The sequence below is a fragment of the Erysipelothrix sp. strain 2 (EsS2-6-Brazil) genome (assembly GCF_016617625.1).
Taxonomy (GTDB): domain Bacteria; phylum Bacillota_I; class Bacilli_A; order Erysipelotrichales; family Erysipelotrichaceae; genus Erysipelothrix; species Erysipelothrix piscisicarius.
This window is the reverse complement of sequence record NZ_SBAR01000006.1, coordinates 24,936-41,827: the sequence shown is the minus strand read 5'-3', so window position 1 is coordinate 41,827 and position 16,892 is coordinate 24,936. Positions and strand designations below refer to the sequence as shown.

Annotated in this window: 16 protein-coding genes; 5 read left to right on the top strand and 11 right to left on the bottom strand. The window is 36.2% G+C overall.

Going from position 1 to position 16,892, the window contains the following annotated elements:
• The first annotated feature begins 8 nt into the window (after positions 1 to 8).
• From EPJ89_RS05110 to EPJ89_RS05100, 3 genes are read left to right on the top strand one after another with little or no spacing between them, the layout of a single operon-like run.
• A complete protein-coding gene (locus EPJ89_RS05110; RefSeq protein WP_161637091.1) occupies positions 9 to 956 on the top strand; it encodes a linear amide C-N hydrolase in 948 nt (315 codons plus the stop codon).
• A 12-nt stretch (positions 957 to 968) separates the two neighbouring features.
• On the top strand, positions 969 to 1,256 hold the full coding sequence (locus EPJ89_RS05105) for an MFS transporter (protein WP_161637092.1): 288 nt from the start codon (positions 969 to 971) through the stop codon (positions 1,254 to 1,256).
• Between the two features lie 14 nt (positions 1,257 to 1,270).
• On the top strand, positions 1,271 to 1,588 hold the full coding sequence (locus EPJ89_RS05100; RefSeq protein ID WP_125164098.1) for a DUF898 family protein: 318 nt from the start codon (positions 1,271 to 1,273) through the stop codon (positions 1,586 to 1,588).
• Positions 1,589 to 1,645: 57 nt separating this feature from the next.
• On the opposite strand, the gene EPJ89_RS05095 is transcribed toward EPJ89_RS05100, so the two are convergent.
• The 7 genes from EPJ89_RS05095 to EPJ89_RS05065 form a co-directional block, all read right to left on the bottom strand.
• Positions 1,646 to 2,962, bottom strand: a complete 1,317-nt coding sequence (locus EPJ89_RS05095; RefSeq protein WP_161637093.1) for a sensor histidine kinase — start codon at positions 2,960 to 2,962, stop codon at positions 1,646 to 1,648.
• Positions 2,955 to 3,650, bottom strand: a complete 696-nt coding sequence (locus EPJ89_RS05090) for a response regulator transcription factor (protein WP_161637094.1) — start codon at positions 3,648 to 3,650, stop codon at positions 2,955 to 2,957. Before EPJ89_RS05090 ends, EPJ89_RS05095 begins: the two co-directional genes overlap by 8 nt.
• 95 nt (positions 3,651 to 3,745) lie before the next feature.
• On the bottom strand, positions 3,746 to 4,696 hold the full coding sequence (locus EPJ89_RS05085) for an SGNH/GDSL hydrolase family protein (protein ID WP_161637099.1): 951 nt from the start codon (positions 4,694 to 4,696) through the stop codon (positions 3,746 to 3,748).
• Between the two features lie 8 nt (positions 4,697 to 4,704).
• The gene (locus tag EPJ89_RS05080; protein WP_161637101.1) at positions 4,705 to 6,216 is read right to left on the bottom strand and encodes an MBOAT family O-acyltransferase; all 1,512 of its coding nucleotides are present in this window, start codon (positions 6,214 to 6,216) and stop codon (positions 4,705 to 4,707) included.
• The gene (locus EPJ89_RS05075; RefSeq protein ID WP_125164836.1) at positions 6,216 to 6,446 is read right to left on the bottom strand and encodes a phosphopantetheine-binding protein; all 231 of its coding nucleotides are present in this window, start codon (positions 6,444 to 6,446) and stop codon (positions 6,216 to 6,218) included. The genes EPJ89_RS05080 and EPJ89_RS05075 overlap by 1 nt, the downstream gene beginning before the upstream one ends.
• Positions 6,443 to 7,621, bottom strand: a complete 1,179-nt coding sequence (locus EPJ89_RS05070; RefSeq protein ID WP_161637102.1) for an alanine racemase — start codon at positions 7,619 to 7,621, stop codon at positions 6,443 to 6,445. The genes EPJ89_RS05075 and EPJ89_RS05070 overlap by 4 nt, the downstream gene beginning before the upstream one ends.
• Entirely contained in the window at positions 7,618 to 9,132 is a 1,515-nt protein-coding gene (locus EPJ89_RS05065) for an amino acid adenylation domain-containing protein (RefSeq protein WP_161637104.1), read from the bottom strand. Before EPJ89_RS05065 ends, EPJ89_RS05070 begins: the two co-directional genes overlap by 4 nt.
• A 135-nt stretch (positions 9,133 to 9,267) precedes the next feature.
• Between EPJ89_RS05065 and EPJ89_RS05060 the strand changes: the two genes are divergently transcribed.
• Both EPJ89_RS05060 and EPJ89_RS05055 read left to right on the top strand, forming a co-directional pair.
• Positions 9,268 to 9,798 (top strand): 4'-phosphopantetheinyl transferase family protein, encoded by a 531-nt coding sequence (locus tag EPJ89_RS05060; protein ID WP_161637106.1) that lies wholly within the window; start codon positions 9,268 to 9,270, stop codon positions 9,796 to 9,798.
• A 131-nt stretch (positions 9,799 to 9,929) separates the two neighbouring features.
• Entirely contained in the window at positions 9,930 to 10,715 is a 786-nt protein-coding gene (locus EPJ89_RS05055) for an aspartate dehydrogenase domain-containing protein (RefSeq protein ID WP_161637108.1), read from the top strand.
• A gap of 45 nt (positions 10,716 to 10,760) precedes the next feature.
• Here the strand turns inward: EPJ89_RS05055 and EPJ89_RS05050 are convergent, their stop codons facing one another.
• The 4 genes from EPJ89_RS05050 to EPJ89_RS05035 form a co-directional block, all read right to left on the bottom strand.
• Entirely contained in the window at positions 10,761 to 11,996 is a 1,236-nt protein-coding gene (locus EPJ89_RS05050; protein WP_161637110.1) for an ABC transporter permease, read from the bottom strand.
• On the bottom strand, positions 11,989 to 12,897 hold the full coding sequence (locus EPJ89_RS05045) for an ABC transporter ATP-binding protein (RefSeq protein WP_200549147.1): 909 nt from the start codon (positions 12,895 to 12,897) through the stop codon (positions 11,989 to 11,991). The genes EPJ89_RS05050 and EPJ89_RS05045 overlap by 8 nt, the downstream gene beginning before the upstream one ends.
• Positions 12,898 to 13,062: 165 nt before the next feature.
• Positions 13,063 to 16,152, bottom strand: coding sequence for an InlB B-repeat-containing protein (locus EPJ89_RS05040; RefSeq protein WP_200549145.1), 3,090 nt, complete (start codon positions 16,150 to 16,152; stop codon positions 13,063 to 13,065).
• Positions 16,153 to 16,332: 180 nt separating this feature from the next.
• A partial coding sequence (locus tag EPJ89_RS05035; RefSeq protein WP_200549143.1) for an InlB B-repeat-containing protein occupies positions 16,333 to 16,892 on the bottom strand: 560 nt, incomplete at its 5' end.

Here is a 16,892-nt window from a genome sequence, read left to right as displayed (position 1 = left end):
GTGTTTTTATGTGTACAAACATCACATTAAAAAGTACTCAGGATCATTTTTTAATGGCTCGCACGATGGATTTTTCTTTCGAACTTGATCCAGAAATGATTCTCATTCCACGCCATGTTCCGCTTCATTTTGCTTTTTTAGATAATGAAGTTACAAATCATTTTGCTTATTTTGGCCTCGCTAAAAACATTGGTTCTTACGCATTGGCAGATGGCGTCAATGAATACGGTCTCGCCGCTGCTGCATTATACTTTGAAGGTTTTGCGCATTATGAGCACGATGCGATAGTCAATCAATCACTTGCACCGCATGAAGTCGTAATGTGGGCTCTTGCACACTGCAAGACTGTTGAAGATGTTCGGCTAATGTTTGCACGACATCCGATCACACATCATGTTATTGAATTTTTAGGAATTGTACCACCCCTGCATTGGGTATTTCAAGATGCAACCGGTGCCTCGATTATTGTAGAACCGACACCACAAGGAATCCAAATTTATACAAATCAAATTGGCGTCCTCACAAATAGTCCCGATTATCCTTGGCATCTAACCAACATTCGAAATTATATCGGCCTTGATCCGGGACATGTAGAAGCAAGAACGCTCTACGGTCAAGAGTTCAAGCCATTCGGACAAGGCAGTGGGACTTTTGGAATTCCTGGGGATTTAACACCGCCTTCTCGATTTATTAAAGCGCTCTATTCCAAACTAAGCGCCCAAAAACCCGAGTCAGATCATGAACTCATTATTACCGCTCAACACATCCTTAATGGTGTTGATATTGCTAAAGGTAACGTTATAACACAGCGAAAAACCATTGACTATACACAATATATGTCGTTTATGATTCCTTCATCACAAACCTATGCCTATAGGACTTATGATAGTTTCAACACGTACAGCTATTGTCTTCATGATTATAATCTTAATCAATCTGAGTTCATTAAAATATAGGAGGAAGATATTATGAGTACATTTTTCAAACTTAATTGGCTCGTTATTGTCGTAACCATCGCGATTCTTTTGGCAGGATTTTATGCCGAAAAAAAGAAGCATATAATTAGTCACCAATTTGGGATTGCGATGAAGAGCTTCTATGGTCTAATTACATTATTAGGAATTATCATTGCAATGATTAATTATATCGCGATCGTAGTCTTTGGCTCCTGGCAAACAATGATATTCGCAACCATTCTGACACTTGGAATTGGTTCCATCGTATTTTACTTTTTAAAGCATCGAACTAAAAAATAGAAAAGAGGATTTATATGAAATCATCATACTTTGACGGATCAATCTGGTCCTATATTACATTACAATTGGTTAATATTATTATTGCAATCTTTACACTCGGTTTAGGGACACCTTGGATTCTCGTTCGAACATACCGTTGGGAATCCGAACATACTGTCATTAATGGTGAGCGCTTCCGCTTTAACGGTGATTCTGTAAGTCTTTTTGGTCATTGGGTTTTATGGTGGTTTTTAACCCTCATCACATTTGGTCTTTATGGCATCATTGTCCGCGTTAAACTTATTTCGTGGCGCGTTGAGAACACTGAAATGTTAGGACGTTATGAGTATTAATTAAGGCTTCACTTTCGTAAGTTAATAAAAAAACAGCGTGTTACACTCGCTGTTTTTTTATGGGTTTATGGGTAATTCTACTTTCGTTATAAATACACCTTCATTTTGGGATGTGGAAAAATGGCCTTTATGCGTATCTACAATTTTTCGACATGAGAGTAATCCAAAACCTGAAGCATTTTCTGTCACCTGGTCTATCCGCGTGATATTGGAAATCTCGAGGGTACACCATAAATTTTCAAGCGTAATTTGAATTTGAATCTCTGACATGGGTTCTGCATACTTTAAGAGATTCGAAATAATATTTTCAAACAAGCGATCCATATAGTATAGATTCAAATTTACATAATAGTCATCATCTGTTATCGTTTGACGAACTTCAACTTCAAATTCATTTAACTTTAAATCAGATTTTAGACGGTCTACAGCACCCTCAATAAAATCTTGAACATAAACTCGTTCGAGGGGTAATTCGCTGTCTTCATTTAACGAGAGCGTTGAAAAAAGTGAAAACAGTTCATCCGAAATGGTTTTCATTTGAAGTGCCTTCTGCTCACATCGATTCGCAAGTTCTTCGATATCTTCAGATTGAGACTCCAATTTAATAAGGGTAATATAACCGATCAATGAAGTAAGTGGCGTTCTTAAATCATGAGCAAGACTTGTCACAAGTTCTTTAAGTGCATTTTCAGAAATAACCAGTTCTTGGTTCTTTTGAGATAACTCAGTAATCAGTGCATTAATTTCAAAACTTAAACGTCCGAGCTCATCGTTTCCTTTGTCACTAATGTAACTGTTGGGGGTTCCTGCCCCAATAATTTCAATTTCATTGGTAAGCTGCTTAACCCTTTTGGTGATATTTCGGATACCATAATAAAAAACAAGTAAAAATGTAATGGATGAAAGCGTGAGTCCAAGATAGGTAGCGTAGTTTTCCACTTCCGCCCGCACTGAATACAACATATCAATATAGAAGTATTTACCACCAATATAAAGCATTGTCGATTCAAGTGACGTATTTCCGGCAATCTCGAGTTCTTTACTTATAAAGAGATCGTCGTTTGTATAGACGATGTTATTATTATCAACATCTACGATATAGATAATCATATACTTATGATTTTCCAACCATGGACTTAGATCTTCAATGTTCATTTCGGTAATGTCGTTATCAATAATGTAATGCTGGAGATCTTGCTTGTCACGAAGCATTCGCGAGTGAATCCGCTCTTCACCCTTTACATATGTTGCAATCGGGTCAATCGAAACCGATATCGTAACAACAAATACGAATAACGATACAAAAATTGATCCCACCGTTATAAGAAATATTTTTAAGCCAAGTGTGAGTGACTGCTTCTGATGTTTAATCAATTTTATATCCTCGACCCCATATGTTTTTGATAATATTTGGGTTTTCAGGACAATGTTCAATTTTCTTTCTTAAATTACGAATATGAACCATGACTGTATTTGCAGAGGAGTAGAGATACTCATCTTGCCAAACATTTTCATAAATACTTTGAATTGAGAATATCTTCCCACGATTAGTCGCCAATAATTTTAAAATACGAAATTCTCGTTCTGTTAAATCGAGGGGTAACCCATCTTTTAAAGTGATTCCTTTTTCAAGATCGATGGTGATGGAGTCAATGGTGTTTATTATGTTTTGTTCTGCCCGATGCTCCGTAGCACGATCGTATTGAATGTATCGTCTTAGTAATGATTTTACACGGAGGCTGAGCTCAGAAAAAGAAAATGGTTTGCTTAGGTAGTCATCCCCACCAACAGAAAAACCTACAAATTTATCTTGCTCTGTAGCTTTTGCAGAAACAAATAAGATTGGAACATTATACTTTCTTCTTATGGCCTCGCTTACCTCAAATCCCGTAACCTCAGGCATCATAACATCTAAAATCACGAGTTTGATGCTTTCATCGAGATAACGCATTGCGTCATTTCCATCAGAGGCAACAACAACCTCATAACCATCAATTTCTAAATAGCGTTTCATCAAATCTCTAATCTCTTTGTCGTCGTCAACAATTAGTATCTTTTTCATAAGCACCTCCTTTCTTCTATTATATGTTTCTTTTACAATACATTGTGAGTTATTTAAGAAATTTTAAGATTTAACACCTTTAATTTTTTGTTAAATTAGGGGTTAATTTGCTGAATAAATGCATCAAAATCTTTTTGCCATAAAGCACGTTCCGCTTCGTCGGTATCACTTTTAATGTTGTAGTTTTGAGCGATGTATTCAATTAGACGCTTCGTTACTTTTTCAGCACCTTTTAAATTCAAGTGGTCCCCTTTGTCATATGTGTCTTCCTGCCAATTCATGCCAATAGAATCTGCTTCCAAATTTAAATCTAGAAATGGAATGTTATTTTCGTTAGCGTAGGCACTCACACCATTATGTTTTTCGTAGGTCCAATTTCTTGGAGACGGTACGCTCACTAAAATTAATTGAATGTTTTCTTCTTTGCACAGTGCTACGATTTGATCGAGATAGTGTCGATTCAAGGAAGGAATTTCTTTTGATTCTAACGTCTGGTGCATATACGGTCCACGCTCATACGCATTTTCTTTACGATTAATTCGCCAGCCTTTTAGAGGATTCCGCTTGATTTCTACGCTTTTTGCTTTTTGTAGCGAAAGTATTTGTTTCCAATTATCGTGATGGTTTAAGATGGGGAACACATTCGCCAAAGTATTGGTCATGGATTTATCCACTAGATTCGCGATACCACCAATACTGGTATAAATTTGATTCGTCTCTAACACTATCACTTTCGGATTTTGTTTTTGAATGATATGGCTTATGGTCTTATGTCCATCCGCTAAATTTTGAGAAGCAACCGCAATGTTGTAAGACTTTATCCCTAATTTCTCCCAAAATCGCATGGGCATAAAAGAGGTGAAGGATTCACTGTCTCCACTAAATAACATATCCAAACGATTCGTATCTTCGGCAAAAATACCATTAAATGCAGTACTATTCCCTTTCGCAAATTGATCGATTTCATATGGCGCAAAAAGAGGTGTTATTGTAAATAATATAGCAATAAAACCGAGGGTAAACACAATTGATCTAATTATTTTCATAATACCTCCTAAAAATTTGCATAGATAAGCTCTACGATCGCATAGCCGTAACCATAGGCTCCAAAAATAACTAAGAATAACATCGCAGCATAGTAAAACGGAGTGCGCACATACCACTTCCACTGCGAAATACGATTTCTAATGTGCACACCCTTTTCTTTAAGAAAGCCCACAACAACCATGATCACAAAACCCACAATAACAACACCAAAGTCATGAATATCCATCCCCTTATTCAGCAGTGAGCCGTCGGTGATTTGTGTCATATTAAAATCACCAAGCATCCGCGTAAACATGAAAATTGCTTTTGAGATACCGTGTGACCGAAACAACATCATTCCAACATTCACAATCGCCATGGTTCTGATCCATCTCATTGCATTTAAACCTTTGCTTTCGCGATTGATTTTTGTTTTCTTAAAAAAGAGCGAAAACAGCGGTTCTAAAAGCATTCCGACTGCAATAATGACAAAATAGTACATTCCATATGCGAGATATTGCCATTGGGCTCCGTGCCATAAACCATTGCAAATCCAAACGACCAATAACGCTCCTAAGGTTGGGACTAATCGACTGTAGCGTTTTCCTATTTTTGTTTTTAACCATTTTGTGAGTTTACGATTAAATTTCGATAAAGAAATGGGATAAAAAATATAATCTTTAAAAAAACCTCCCAAAGTCATATGCCAACGTCGCCAAAATTCTGAAGCACTTTTGGAGAAAAAGGGTTGATTAAAATTCTCCGGGAGCTTTATCCCAAAAATTTCAGCGGTACCCAACACGATATCCATCGTTCCAGAGAATTCGGAATAAAGTTGAAGCGTGTACGCAAGGATGGCAATTAGAATTACAACACCACCATTTGTATCAACATTTTTGAATACAGATCCTACAAAGGGGTCTAATCGGTCAGCAATCACAATTTTCTTAATAAGACCCCAAAGCATTCTTTGTAGACCAAAAGTTAATGATGCATACGTAATTGATTCCCCGGTATTCAATTGTGGAATCACTTGATTGTATCGCGCAATAGGACCTTCAATGATTGTCGGGAAAAAGGATAAGAACAATATGATTTTTAGTGGATTTTGTTCTGCCTGAATGTTTCCCATTTTCACATCTACAAGGTAACTCATTGCTTGTAAAGAAAAGAATGAAATCCCAATGGGTTGTATGAATTTTCGATATGGAAGAGTCACCTCAAAACCTTTTAGAACTGAATTAAGGTTTTCACCGATAAAATTGTAATATTTAAAAACGGTTAATATCGTAAGTGGTATTAAAATCCCAAGAAATAAGAGTAACTTTTTATGTTTGGATTGGGTTAGACCCAATCCAATAGCATATGTTGATAAACTTATGATGAGTAGGTAAGTGATTAGTGTTGAACTCATCAAGAGATAAAAAGTAATGCTTCCAAGAAGCATTACAAGATAGCGATATTTTTGACTGCATATTTGATATGCAATCATCACAATCGGTAAAAACAAGAAAAGGTAAATATAATTGTGATATGCCATTAATTTTCACCGCTAAGACGACTTACCATTTCCCACATATTCTTGAGTGTATTAAAATTATTTGGTTTAATCTCATCAAATGGAATTTCAATATCAAAGGAATCTTCCAGTTCAGCAACCAATGTAAGAATTGAAAACGAATCAAGAATTCGTTTATCAACCAATTCACACTCATTCTCATAATCAATATTTGGTTTTATATCTTCTAATATTTCTAATAATTTATTCATTCTGATTTCTCCTTCGCTGAATTTAGCGTATCAATGTGTACGATGTCTCTAAGTGTTACGAGTCCTTGGTCTTTACTAAATACATTTACTTGTGGCAGATCTCTACTGAGAAAAAGGCTTATCCCTTCTGTGATGCTATACGCACCAACATTTTTAAATGCAATCACGTCATTGTAAGCAAGAGCAGTCTCAAAGTCTTTTACCAAGACATCCGCCACAGTACATAGAGAGCCGCATAAATTCCAAGTTGCTTGCGTTTCCATAGATTCTCCTAAAGCGATACGCTCAATATTAGGACACTTCATCCCTAGAAACTGACCGTAGTAACTAACGTGGTGAATACCGCCATCAAGTATTGCGTAATGCTTATGATCGTTAAGCTTTAAATCCACAACTTTGGTTAAATAAGTACCACACGATGCAACAATAATGCGTCCCATTTCCAAAACAACAGTTCCATCAAAATCCAAATTTTGAAGCATTGAACCAAACGCTGAAACGGAGACCGTTGGTTTATCGGATTCAAAATATTGAACACCCAATCCCGGACCAAATTCTAAACACGGTAATGCAATCTTGTAGCGATCGCGTAAATCTTCAATGTATTTTTTCTGAGTTTCGAGTTCCTTTTGAACCTTATCAAGCTTGTGCTTTTGGGTTCCTGAATACAATTGTATTCCATACCACTTCAAATATGGATATTCATCCTTTCGATCTAGTATTTCATCAATCGTTGAGGCATCCATACCGAATTGGTTTCCGCTTGTAAGTCTTAAAATAACCGATATGGTTTTTTGATACGCCTTCGATAAATCATTCAGTATTTCCAGATGTTTCATGGATTCAATTGTATAAATGGGTTGTTCGTCCATTTCAATAATTTTCCTGATGTCTTCATCGTTTTTGTAAACACCCGAAAGAATTATTTTTTGGTTTGAAATGTGGTTTCTTTGACAAATACGGAATTCTCCGGGTGAACACACTTCGAAAGAATCCACATAAGGATCTAAGATACCAACTAGAAATGGGTTTGCTTTCATGGCGTAACACAACTTTGCATTGTGAGGTAATAATGACTTTATTGTATTTACATGATTTTCTAGATGATCAATATCAAAAACATAACTTGGTGTTTTAAGTTCCTTATAAGAAGTACATAATTTGTTTAGATTCATACGTGGATCCCCACTTCCGATTTTAAGAGTTGTCGATCAATCTTACCGTTTTTCGTCAAGGGCATCTGGTGCACCTGAATAAAGGTATTGGGAATCATGTAATGGGGAAGCTTTGTTTCCAGATACGATATTAACGCCTTAACATCCAAATTCCCCTGGTAGATTCCATAAATCTTATATTTTTTTTCATGGTATACGCAACAGGCTCTCGAAACGGATGGATGTTCTTCAATTTTCCGTTCAATTTCTTCAAGTTCGATACGATGACCCATGTGTTTAATTTGAAAATCTTTTCGACCCCTAATACATAATTCACCGTTTTGATTATAGAATCCTAAATCACCCGTACGATAGATGATGTCTCGATAATAGGGATTCAACGGATTTTGAATAAATACTCGGTCCGTTTGTTCTTTATTATTAAAATATCCCAGTGCTAAACTCAATCCTCCGACGCAAATTTCACCCAGGACATTTGAGGAGACCACTTTAGAATTAGAATCATCTAATAAAAATACTTCGTCATCATAAAATGGAATTCCTATTGGAAGGTCTTCATCGTATTTACATTCCGATTCCAAAACATAATATGTACAATTGCATGTAATTTCAGTTGGGCCATATAAGTTTACAAATGTCGTATTTGGACACGCTTCACGCCACGTTTCCAAATGCTTGATTGGCATGCGCTCCCCACTGAACATTATTTGTCGTAACTGATTTGGTTGTCGATACGATAATCCTTTTAGCTGACTTACTAAACATAACGCAGAGACCGCCCATGTCAGTACCGTTGCATTTGATTCACAGATATAGTCTAATAACATAACTGGATTTGTAAAATACAATTTCGGTATTAAAACCAAGGTAGCACCTGTCCTGAGAGCACTATAAATATCTTTTACCGAAACATCAAAATCAAAAGGTGCTTGATTCGCAATTACATCGTCTTTTGAAAATTGAAACGTCTTGGTAAAATCATTGATAAATCGAATGACCGATGAATGGGATACAACGACACCTTTTGGATTCCCTGTCGAGCCTGATGTAAAGAGAATATAGAGCGGATGCGTTGATATATGCGATCCCATACGCTGTTTAATCTGATCTTCTTGACTGATTCCGTTCAATATGGATTTAGACTCAATATAATTAATCTCAGCATTCAATTGTTCAATTCGAGATTTTTGCGCTTCATCAGACACGATGAAATGTGTCTCTAATGTCTTTAGAATCGAAATAACACGATCATCGGGTTGTGAAGGATCCACAATGACGTAAGGACAACACGCGTAGGCTGCCCCAAACATTAACGCAAGCGTTTCAATTCCCTTTTCTCTGAAAATAACGATTGGTTGATTTTTTTCGAAATGATTAATAAAAAATGTTCCTGCTATACACGCTTTATCTTTTAAATCACGATACGTAATCGACTGATTCGGTTCGACTACTGCGGTTTTATTGGGATAATGCGCTGCACTTAATTCAAGATACTTTAAGATATGATTCATCGTTAAACTCCTTTAATTTCGTGCCAATTATACCATTCGTATTCTTAACACAATCTTAAGAACGGCTTATAGATTCTTAAGTCTACGAATCAAAGATCAAAACAATGATATGCTTGCATTATTAAGGAGAAATTTATGGAAAATCATGTCATTATTTATCAATCAAAAAATCCTACAAGCCATACACTTGATACTTGCATTCATGACTTTACAGATCGCAATCAACTGGATGATACATGGTATCTTTATAAAACTGAAAATGGTAAACCAGTCATCTTAAACAATGATTTTTATTATAGTAAGACGATAACCGATGCGTTCACTACGTATGCGTTCAGTCTTAATCCATTAAGTATTGATATCCAAAAGTACAAGGAAGATGTGAACTTTCAAAAAATCGCGAATCGCTTCTATCATCCCAACGAAATCGAATTTGTGAGACAGCACGGTATCCAAAGTTTCTATAAATTATGGTGTCTCAAGGAATGTTATATTAAATTTTTCGACTTAAAAATTGAGAAAGATTTCCCAAACTTCTCTGTCTTAGAGATTTTAGAAAACCAAATGAAAAATTTAACCTATACATCGTTACCATTAAGTGCAGGCTATTACGGTTCATTACTTACTGAAAAAAAGACCACATTCGAATTCATAGACCTTGATTGATGAAGATTACATAACAATTCACAAAACCAATAAGACAAAATTCACACGTTGAATTAACAAAATCCTTATAAACCGGTTCACTTACCTAAATATATGTTAAGATACATATATAAATGAGGAAAGGAATTAATATGAAAAAATTAAAATTAGCTTTAATTGGGCCAGGATTTCTTAATGACATCGTTGCTCAAGCGTGGGTAGATGGCTACCTACCTGAATACGAACTTGTAGGTGTTCTAGGTCGCAATCCACTTCGTACAGCAGCATTCGCAAACCATTATGGTTGTAAAGCATGTGCAACAATCGAAGAGTTAATGGCACTCGAACCTGATTATACATCTGAAGCCGCTTCGGTTAAATCAGTCGTTGACTATACTGAAACAGTTCTTCGTTCCGGTTCAAATCTTGTTGTACTTTCAATCGGAGCTTTTGCTGATGCATCATTCTATAACCATATACAAGATGTAGCGCGCGAAACTGGTAAAAAGGTTCATATTGCAAGTGGCGCAGTCGGAGGATTTGATATCCTACGAACGGCTACATTAATGAGCCCTGTCAATGTAAAAATGACGGGTATGAAATCCCCTCGTGCCCTAGTTCATACATCTCTAAATCGAGAAGGACTCATCGATATTCAAGAACCTGTAGAAGTCTTCGCAGGAACCACAAAAGAAGCCATTGCTGCATTACCAACACACGTAAACGTTTCTGTAGCAATAGCCCTTGCAAGTGCTGGTCCCGAAAATACAACGTTAAACATTAATGCCGTACCAGGTTATGTGGGTGACGAACATCGCATAATGCTTGAAGGCGAAGAAATAAAAACAGACTTGAAAATCTATAGCCGCACCAGTCGTGTAGCAGGTTGGAGTATTGTTGCAGTCCTACAGAATATTGTAGCTCCAATCGTATTTTAAATAAAAACTCAATGATCGATATCAAAAAAAATAACTCTTTAAGAGTTATTTTTTTGCTTTCAGTATGTCTTTAATTTTTAATTTATTTCCATAATTTAACGAACCAAAACGATAGATGTAGACCGAAATCTTCGCAATCACTAAGGTTGATAAAATCATAATTGCCATTGAAACCACAATTTCAATCCAATTTACCGATGTAAGCATAAAACGAATTGGCATTGTAAATAACGAGACAAACGGTACATAGGAACTAATAATCGTTAGTTGGCTATCCGGCGCACTTAAACTACTTGAGGCAATAAAGAATGCGATAACAAATAAAACAGTAATTGGTGTAGTCGCAGAACTTACATCTTCTACTTTAGAAATCAATGAACCCAATGCCGCAAAAATATAAAGGTATAAAATATAACCTGCAATTGAGAATACTAAATACACAATTGCTGTATAGAACGTAAGCGATCCTTGTACCATCATTAAAATATCTGGATCATAATTCACCTTATTTACCATAAAACCTATAAATACGGACAATAAGATTGTACCAACTTGCAACAATCCAACAGCTCCCATTGCAAATACTTTTCCAAGAATAAGAACTTTAGGATCCGTGCTGGTAATAAGCAATTCCATGGTTCGACTGTCTTTCTCACGTGCAACGGACGTTGCTACGGATTGACCAAAGAAAAGAATCAACATATACATTGCAAACATAATAACGTAAGCTATAAAGAATCCTTGTGAGGAATCCTTCCCGATTGTTTCGACCTCTGATGTAATTGAAACATTCATCGCATTACGCGCTTCGTTTACATCAATATTATTTGCCTTAAAATTTTCATCAATGGCCATTGTTTTTAATGTATCTTCAATTATACCATCTTCAAAACCAAACATATCCTTGTCAATTGTCAGTACTTTATAGGCTGTACTGCTGTGTAAAATAAACCCTTTTTTTATTTCTTTATTGAGCAATGATGTTTTCATTGTCGCCTCGGAATCAAATTGTTTAAGATGGTCGAGACCAAGCAATGAAGCAAACTTTGCTTTATCAATCGATTCATCCTCGAAGATAAATCCCCACTCATTTCGGATTTCAGTTACCACTTCACCTGTTTGAGGTTCACTTGATGGATCTTCCTTAAAGAATGTTTGGATTGTCGGAATTGATGTGATAAACAAAACCGCCATGCATAAAATTAACGTTGTTACTTTTACACTGCGTTTTCGTAACATTTCTAAAAATTCAAATTTAAATACAGTACTCAGTTTATTCATGATGATCTCCTACCTTTGCTACAAAAATATCTTGAAGACTTGGTTCATAATCTGACAAGAGTTTTAAATCAATATCGGATTCAATCACGGATGCCATCCATGCCTTCTTTGACAATTCTTTTGATAAAGAAACAATCATCGATTTCTCATCCGCCTCAACATGCACTTGATCACTGCTCAACAATGCCATGAGTTGATTCGAATCATAATTATGGGCTTGAATACGAATTTTATCCTTTCCAAGCTCTTTTTTAATTGTATTAAGGGATCCATTTAAAACAATTGATCCTTGATTAATAATGGCAATGTCATCACAAAATGTTTCGACATAACTCATTTGGTGACTTGAAAAAATAATAATCTTATCATCCGCAATATAATTCGTTAAGGCATCTTGAAATACTTGAGAATTCACAGGGTCTAAACCACTAAATGGTTCATCAAGGATTAAGATATCTGGATTATTTAAAAAAGCTTGCGTAATTTGTACTTTTTGCTGGTTTCCTTTCGACAAGGTTTCCAATTTACGGTCGAGATATTCTTCTATCTTAAATTGTTTAGCCCAATAGTTTACAGAATCCATCGCTTCTTCGCGGGTAGCACCGCGAAGCATTGCAAAATAGACAAGTTGATCAATAACACGTGTTTTAGAATACATACCACGTTCTTCGGGAAGGTAACCAATGCGATAATCTTCGGGACTAAATGGTTTCCCATCTATGGTAATATTCCCCGAATTGGGTTTAAAAACATCCATTAAGATTCGAATTGACGTTGTTTTTCCCGCTCCATTACGACCAAGATAGCCAAAGATTTGACCACTGTTCACTTCAAATGAAATATCTTTGAGCACATGATGTTCGTCAAAATACTTGTTAATCTGATTAAATTCTAATTTCATAACATTTCTCCTTCTCACTTTAAAAATATTTTATCATGGGAATTTGTAATAAAGGTGATGCGGTTCTAAATCGACCTATTTCATACCCAAATGACATAAAATGCTCCCACTCTCAAAAAAAGCTTAGCATCTCTCAATGCTAAGCTTTTTAAATATCCGTCCTAACTATGCTTCTTCTTGTTTACGTTTTTTAACAAGTACCAAGCCTAATCCGATTAAAGTAATACTTGCAATCACTGCAACACTACTATCAGATACCCCAGTTTGAGGTAAATCCGTCTGATTGTTTTCGCCAGGTTTTGTTGGATCTACTGGTTTTGTTGGATCTACTGGTTTTGTTGGATCTACTGGTTTTGTAGGGTCAACAGGTTTTGTTGCTTTAATCCATTGTGCGTAGAGTTTAACATTTCCTACTACATCAATTGAGTCGCCAGGTGCATAACTATCACCTTTTCCATCCGCTTGAGTATTCCAGCCAATAAAGTTATAACCTTCTTTAACTAAATTATTTGAACTCATTACGATAATGTTTTCACCCTTTTCGTAAGGATGTGAATCAATCGGTGCATTTCCGGAAGTGTTTCCATTTCCATCATACTCAACCGTATATGTATCTACAACAACAATTACTTTTTTCCACTGTGCATAGAGTGTAACATCCGCATTAACAGTCACTGAGCCACTTACTGTGTCACCTTTTCCATCAGCTTGGGTGTTCCAACCTATAAATTCATATCCGTCTTTTGAGAGGTCTCCAGCACCAAGAATGGTTGCTGATTCACCTTTTTCATATTCTTTAGTATCAACAGGTGCTGTTCCAGCTGTATTCTCATTACCTTTATAAGTAACTGTGAATTTTTCTGTAACTGGAGGTGTAACATCTTCTTCCCATTGTGCATAAAGATCTACATTTTGTGTCATCGTAATGTTGGCATCTTTCGCATAGTCCGTTCCTGTTCCATCAGCAAGAGTATTCCAGCCAATAAAACTCCAACCATCTTTAACTAAAGTCGATTCACCTAGAACAACTGCATTTTCATTTGTATCATAGGTATTTGAATCTGTTGGTTCAACACCCGCTGTATTTCCATTACCATGATAGGTAACCGTGAACGCATCCCCTACACGCCATACAGCGTATAGACGTAGACTGTCATCAGCAACTTTCACAGGTTTACGTGTGTTAAAGTCTGCATCTGGTGTCGTTGCATTGATATCTTTTGACCATCCCATAAACTTGTATCCTACACGTTCTGGATGAATGCTATCTTCTGTCTGTTCTTCTTTAATAGACTCAGCTGAAGTTATATCATAATAGGAAACAACTTTTGAAGACGCATCTTTTTCATAGTAAGTTTCACCTTCGTAGTCATTCATTTCCTCTAAGTCAAAATTCCCGCCATTAGCATCATAGTTAATCCAAAGGATTTCTACAGCACCAATATCACCTAAACGTTTCTTCCCACGTTGATCGTACCCATCAGTATTTCCACCGATGAAGCCATCATCTGCTGGTCCTTCAGGTTTAATTGCGATTGTAGGAATGACTTCCCCTTCAATCCCTGCCACTAACTCCGATTGATCACGACTTAAGCCAACATTTTTAAATCCAAAAATTTCTTTTTTAGCTTGAGTTGCTACTTCTGGTGTGCTTTGATCGATATTAATAATATTACCATTTCTCATTACCGAAGATGAACTATTCGAAATGTCTTTAAATTTAGCCGTTGGGTCAATCACGCCATTTTTGTAAACTTGATTGCCGAAGAATAGTGATCCCTTATAATTAATCGTAGCAGTAGCGAGCATTCCCGCACCACTTAAAGAGATCGCTCCACCTTTAAACTCAGTATCAACATCTGCATTCCCTGCGACATTATCCATAAATGTAGAGCCCGAAATAGTGTTCGACATTTTCGAAGATCCACCATTTTTAAAGTACATAATTGCTCCACCGGGTAGATTCGCTCCATCAGTACCGCCGGCTTTATTGCCATAGAATGTACTGTTGTGGATGTTTGTAGTTAATCCTGCGGGAGTACCTGAACCTTGGAATAAGATTGCACCACCATCATCTTTTGCTTCATTGTATGCAAAGGTTGTTTGATCAATATCGACGGTTGCGCCATCACGACCATCAAAGATATAAATTGCGCCTCCATCATAAGTTTCAGAATGGCCATCACCACCTGCTTTATTTCCTTTGAAATAACTTTGTTTAATCGTCATATTTCCACGATAGTAGTGTAATGCGATTGCACCACCACCACCACCAAATACGCCGGTATTAATGGAATCGTTGTGATTATTACTTAAAATTGTATTTGCAATATTAATATCACTGTAGATGTTTTTACCACCGATGGCTCCTGAGGTATATCCGCCACTAGTACCCGTATTATTTGAAATTGTACTATTTGTAACGTTAAAGGTACCTCGGCTGTTTTCAGAAAGTTGTACAGCAGATCCACCTGTCACACCCTTATTATTGTTAATAAGAGTTGTATCAATCGTGAACTCAGCTCCTGACTGAATATTTGCAGTAATTGGTGTTGCACCGTTATTGATAAATTTACTGTTACTTAAATTAATAACACCTGTTGGATTTGAAATACGAAGTAGATTTGATGTATGTCCTACCCCATCCATAACAAGATTCTTAATATTAAGTGTTACGTTGTGAGCAACCGTAACTTCAAGGGTTGAATTTGTCCAGATAACATGATTCGCATCAAATGTAATGTTTGCATTTGGAACTGTTATTGAAACATCTTCTGCTACAAAATCAGATGCTAAAGTGATGACGTCACCTTCAAGAGCGCCTGCAAATGCTGCTTCAAGCTCTGTTTTGTTTTTAATTGCGCCAAGATTATATTTGACTGCTTTAACCTTCTTAGTTTCTTCTTTAACTTCTTCTTTTACAGTTTCATCTGTTGTTTCTTCTTCAACTGCATCAGTAGATGGTTCAACAGTTTCCGTTAAAGTCGCTTCTTCTTCAACTGTTTCGTCTATTTCTTTATCGTCAACTTCTGCAGATTCTGTTGCTTCCTCATCTGTTGACTCTGTTTCATTCTCATCCACAACTTCTGTAGATTCTTCTTGTTCTTGATCTATTGCTTCTGTTGTGACAACGGAATCTTCCGAAATAAATTCCGGGTCTTCATTTGCGAATGCAACTTGAGCGGTTCCCACGCCGAGCATTAGACATAACATAATTACCAATGATTTCTTAGCATAAGTACTTTGTTTTTTCATACCCTTACCTCCATGCAATCATTATATTTTCTATCAAATAAAAATTTATTCAAATGTCATTAATCGATAAATCTATGTTATAAAGAAAATATAGTTTATGAATCAAGAAACAATTTCTATGATTTATTTATTAATAATAAATAAAAAAAAGGATGAGGTTTCCTCATCCTTAACACTGCATTATGATTCTTTTTTCTTTAACATAATAAGTGTAATACCGATAATGGTTAATCCTGATCCTACAATTGGAACAAGAAGGTTTTCATTCACACCTGTACTTGGTAGTACTGCATCACTTTGTACATTTCCAACACCATCTGGATGATCTTTCTGTATTTCATCGATATTTAAATCAGGCTGTGTCACTTCTGGTTTTGTTATTTCTGGATCAGTAGGTATTGGTTTTTGTTCTAATTCCCATTGAGCATAGAGTACTTTATCCGAAGTAACTGTCAATTTATCTTTCGCATCAAAATGGTTTCCCGTACCATCTGCTTTATCATTCCACCCCATAAATTTATGGTTTTTAAGAGTCAGATTATTTGTGTTTCCAAGGATTTCATAGACCGTGTTCTCCGTAACCGTTGATCCATTTGGAACTGACCCTTGTGTCGCACCGTTCGCATTGTATGTAATTGAATAATCAACGACTGGAACGATTGCTTTTTTCCATTGTGCATAGAATACTGTATCTTCAGTTACAGTAAATAGCGCATTGGGTTGAACCGCTTGACCCGTTC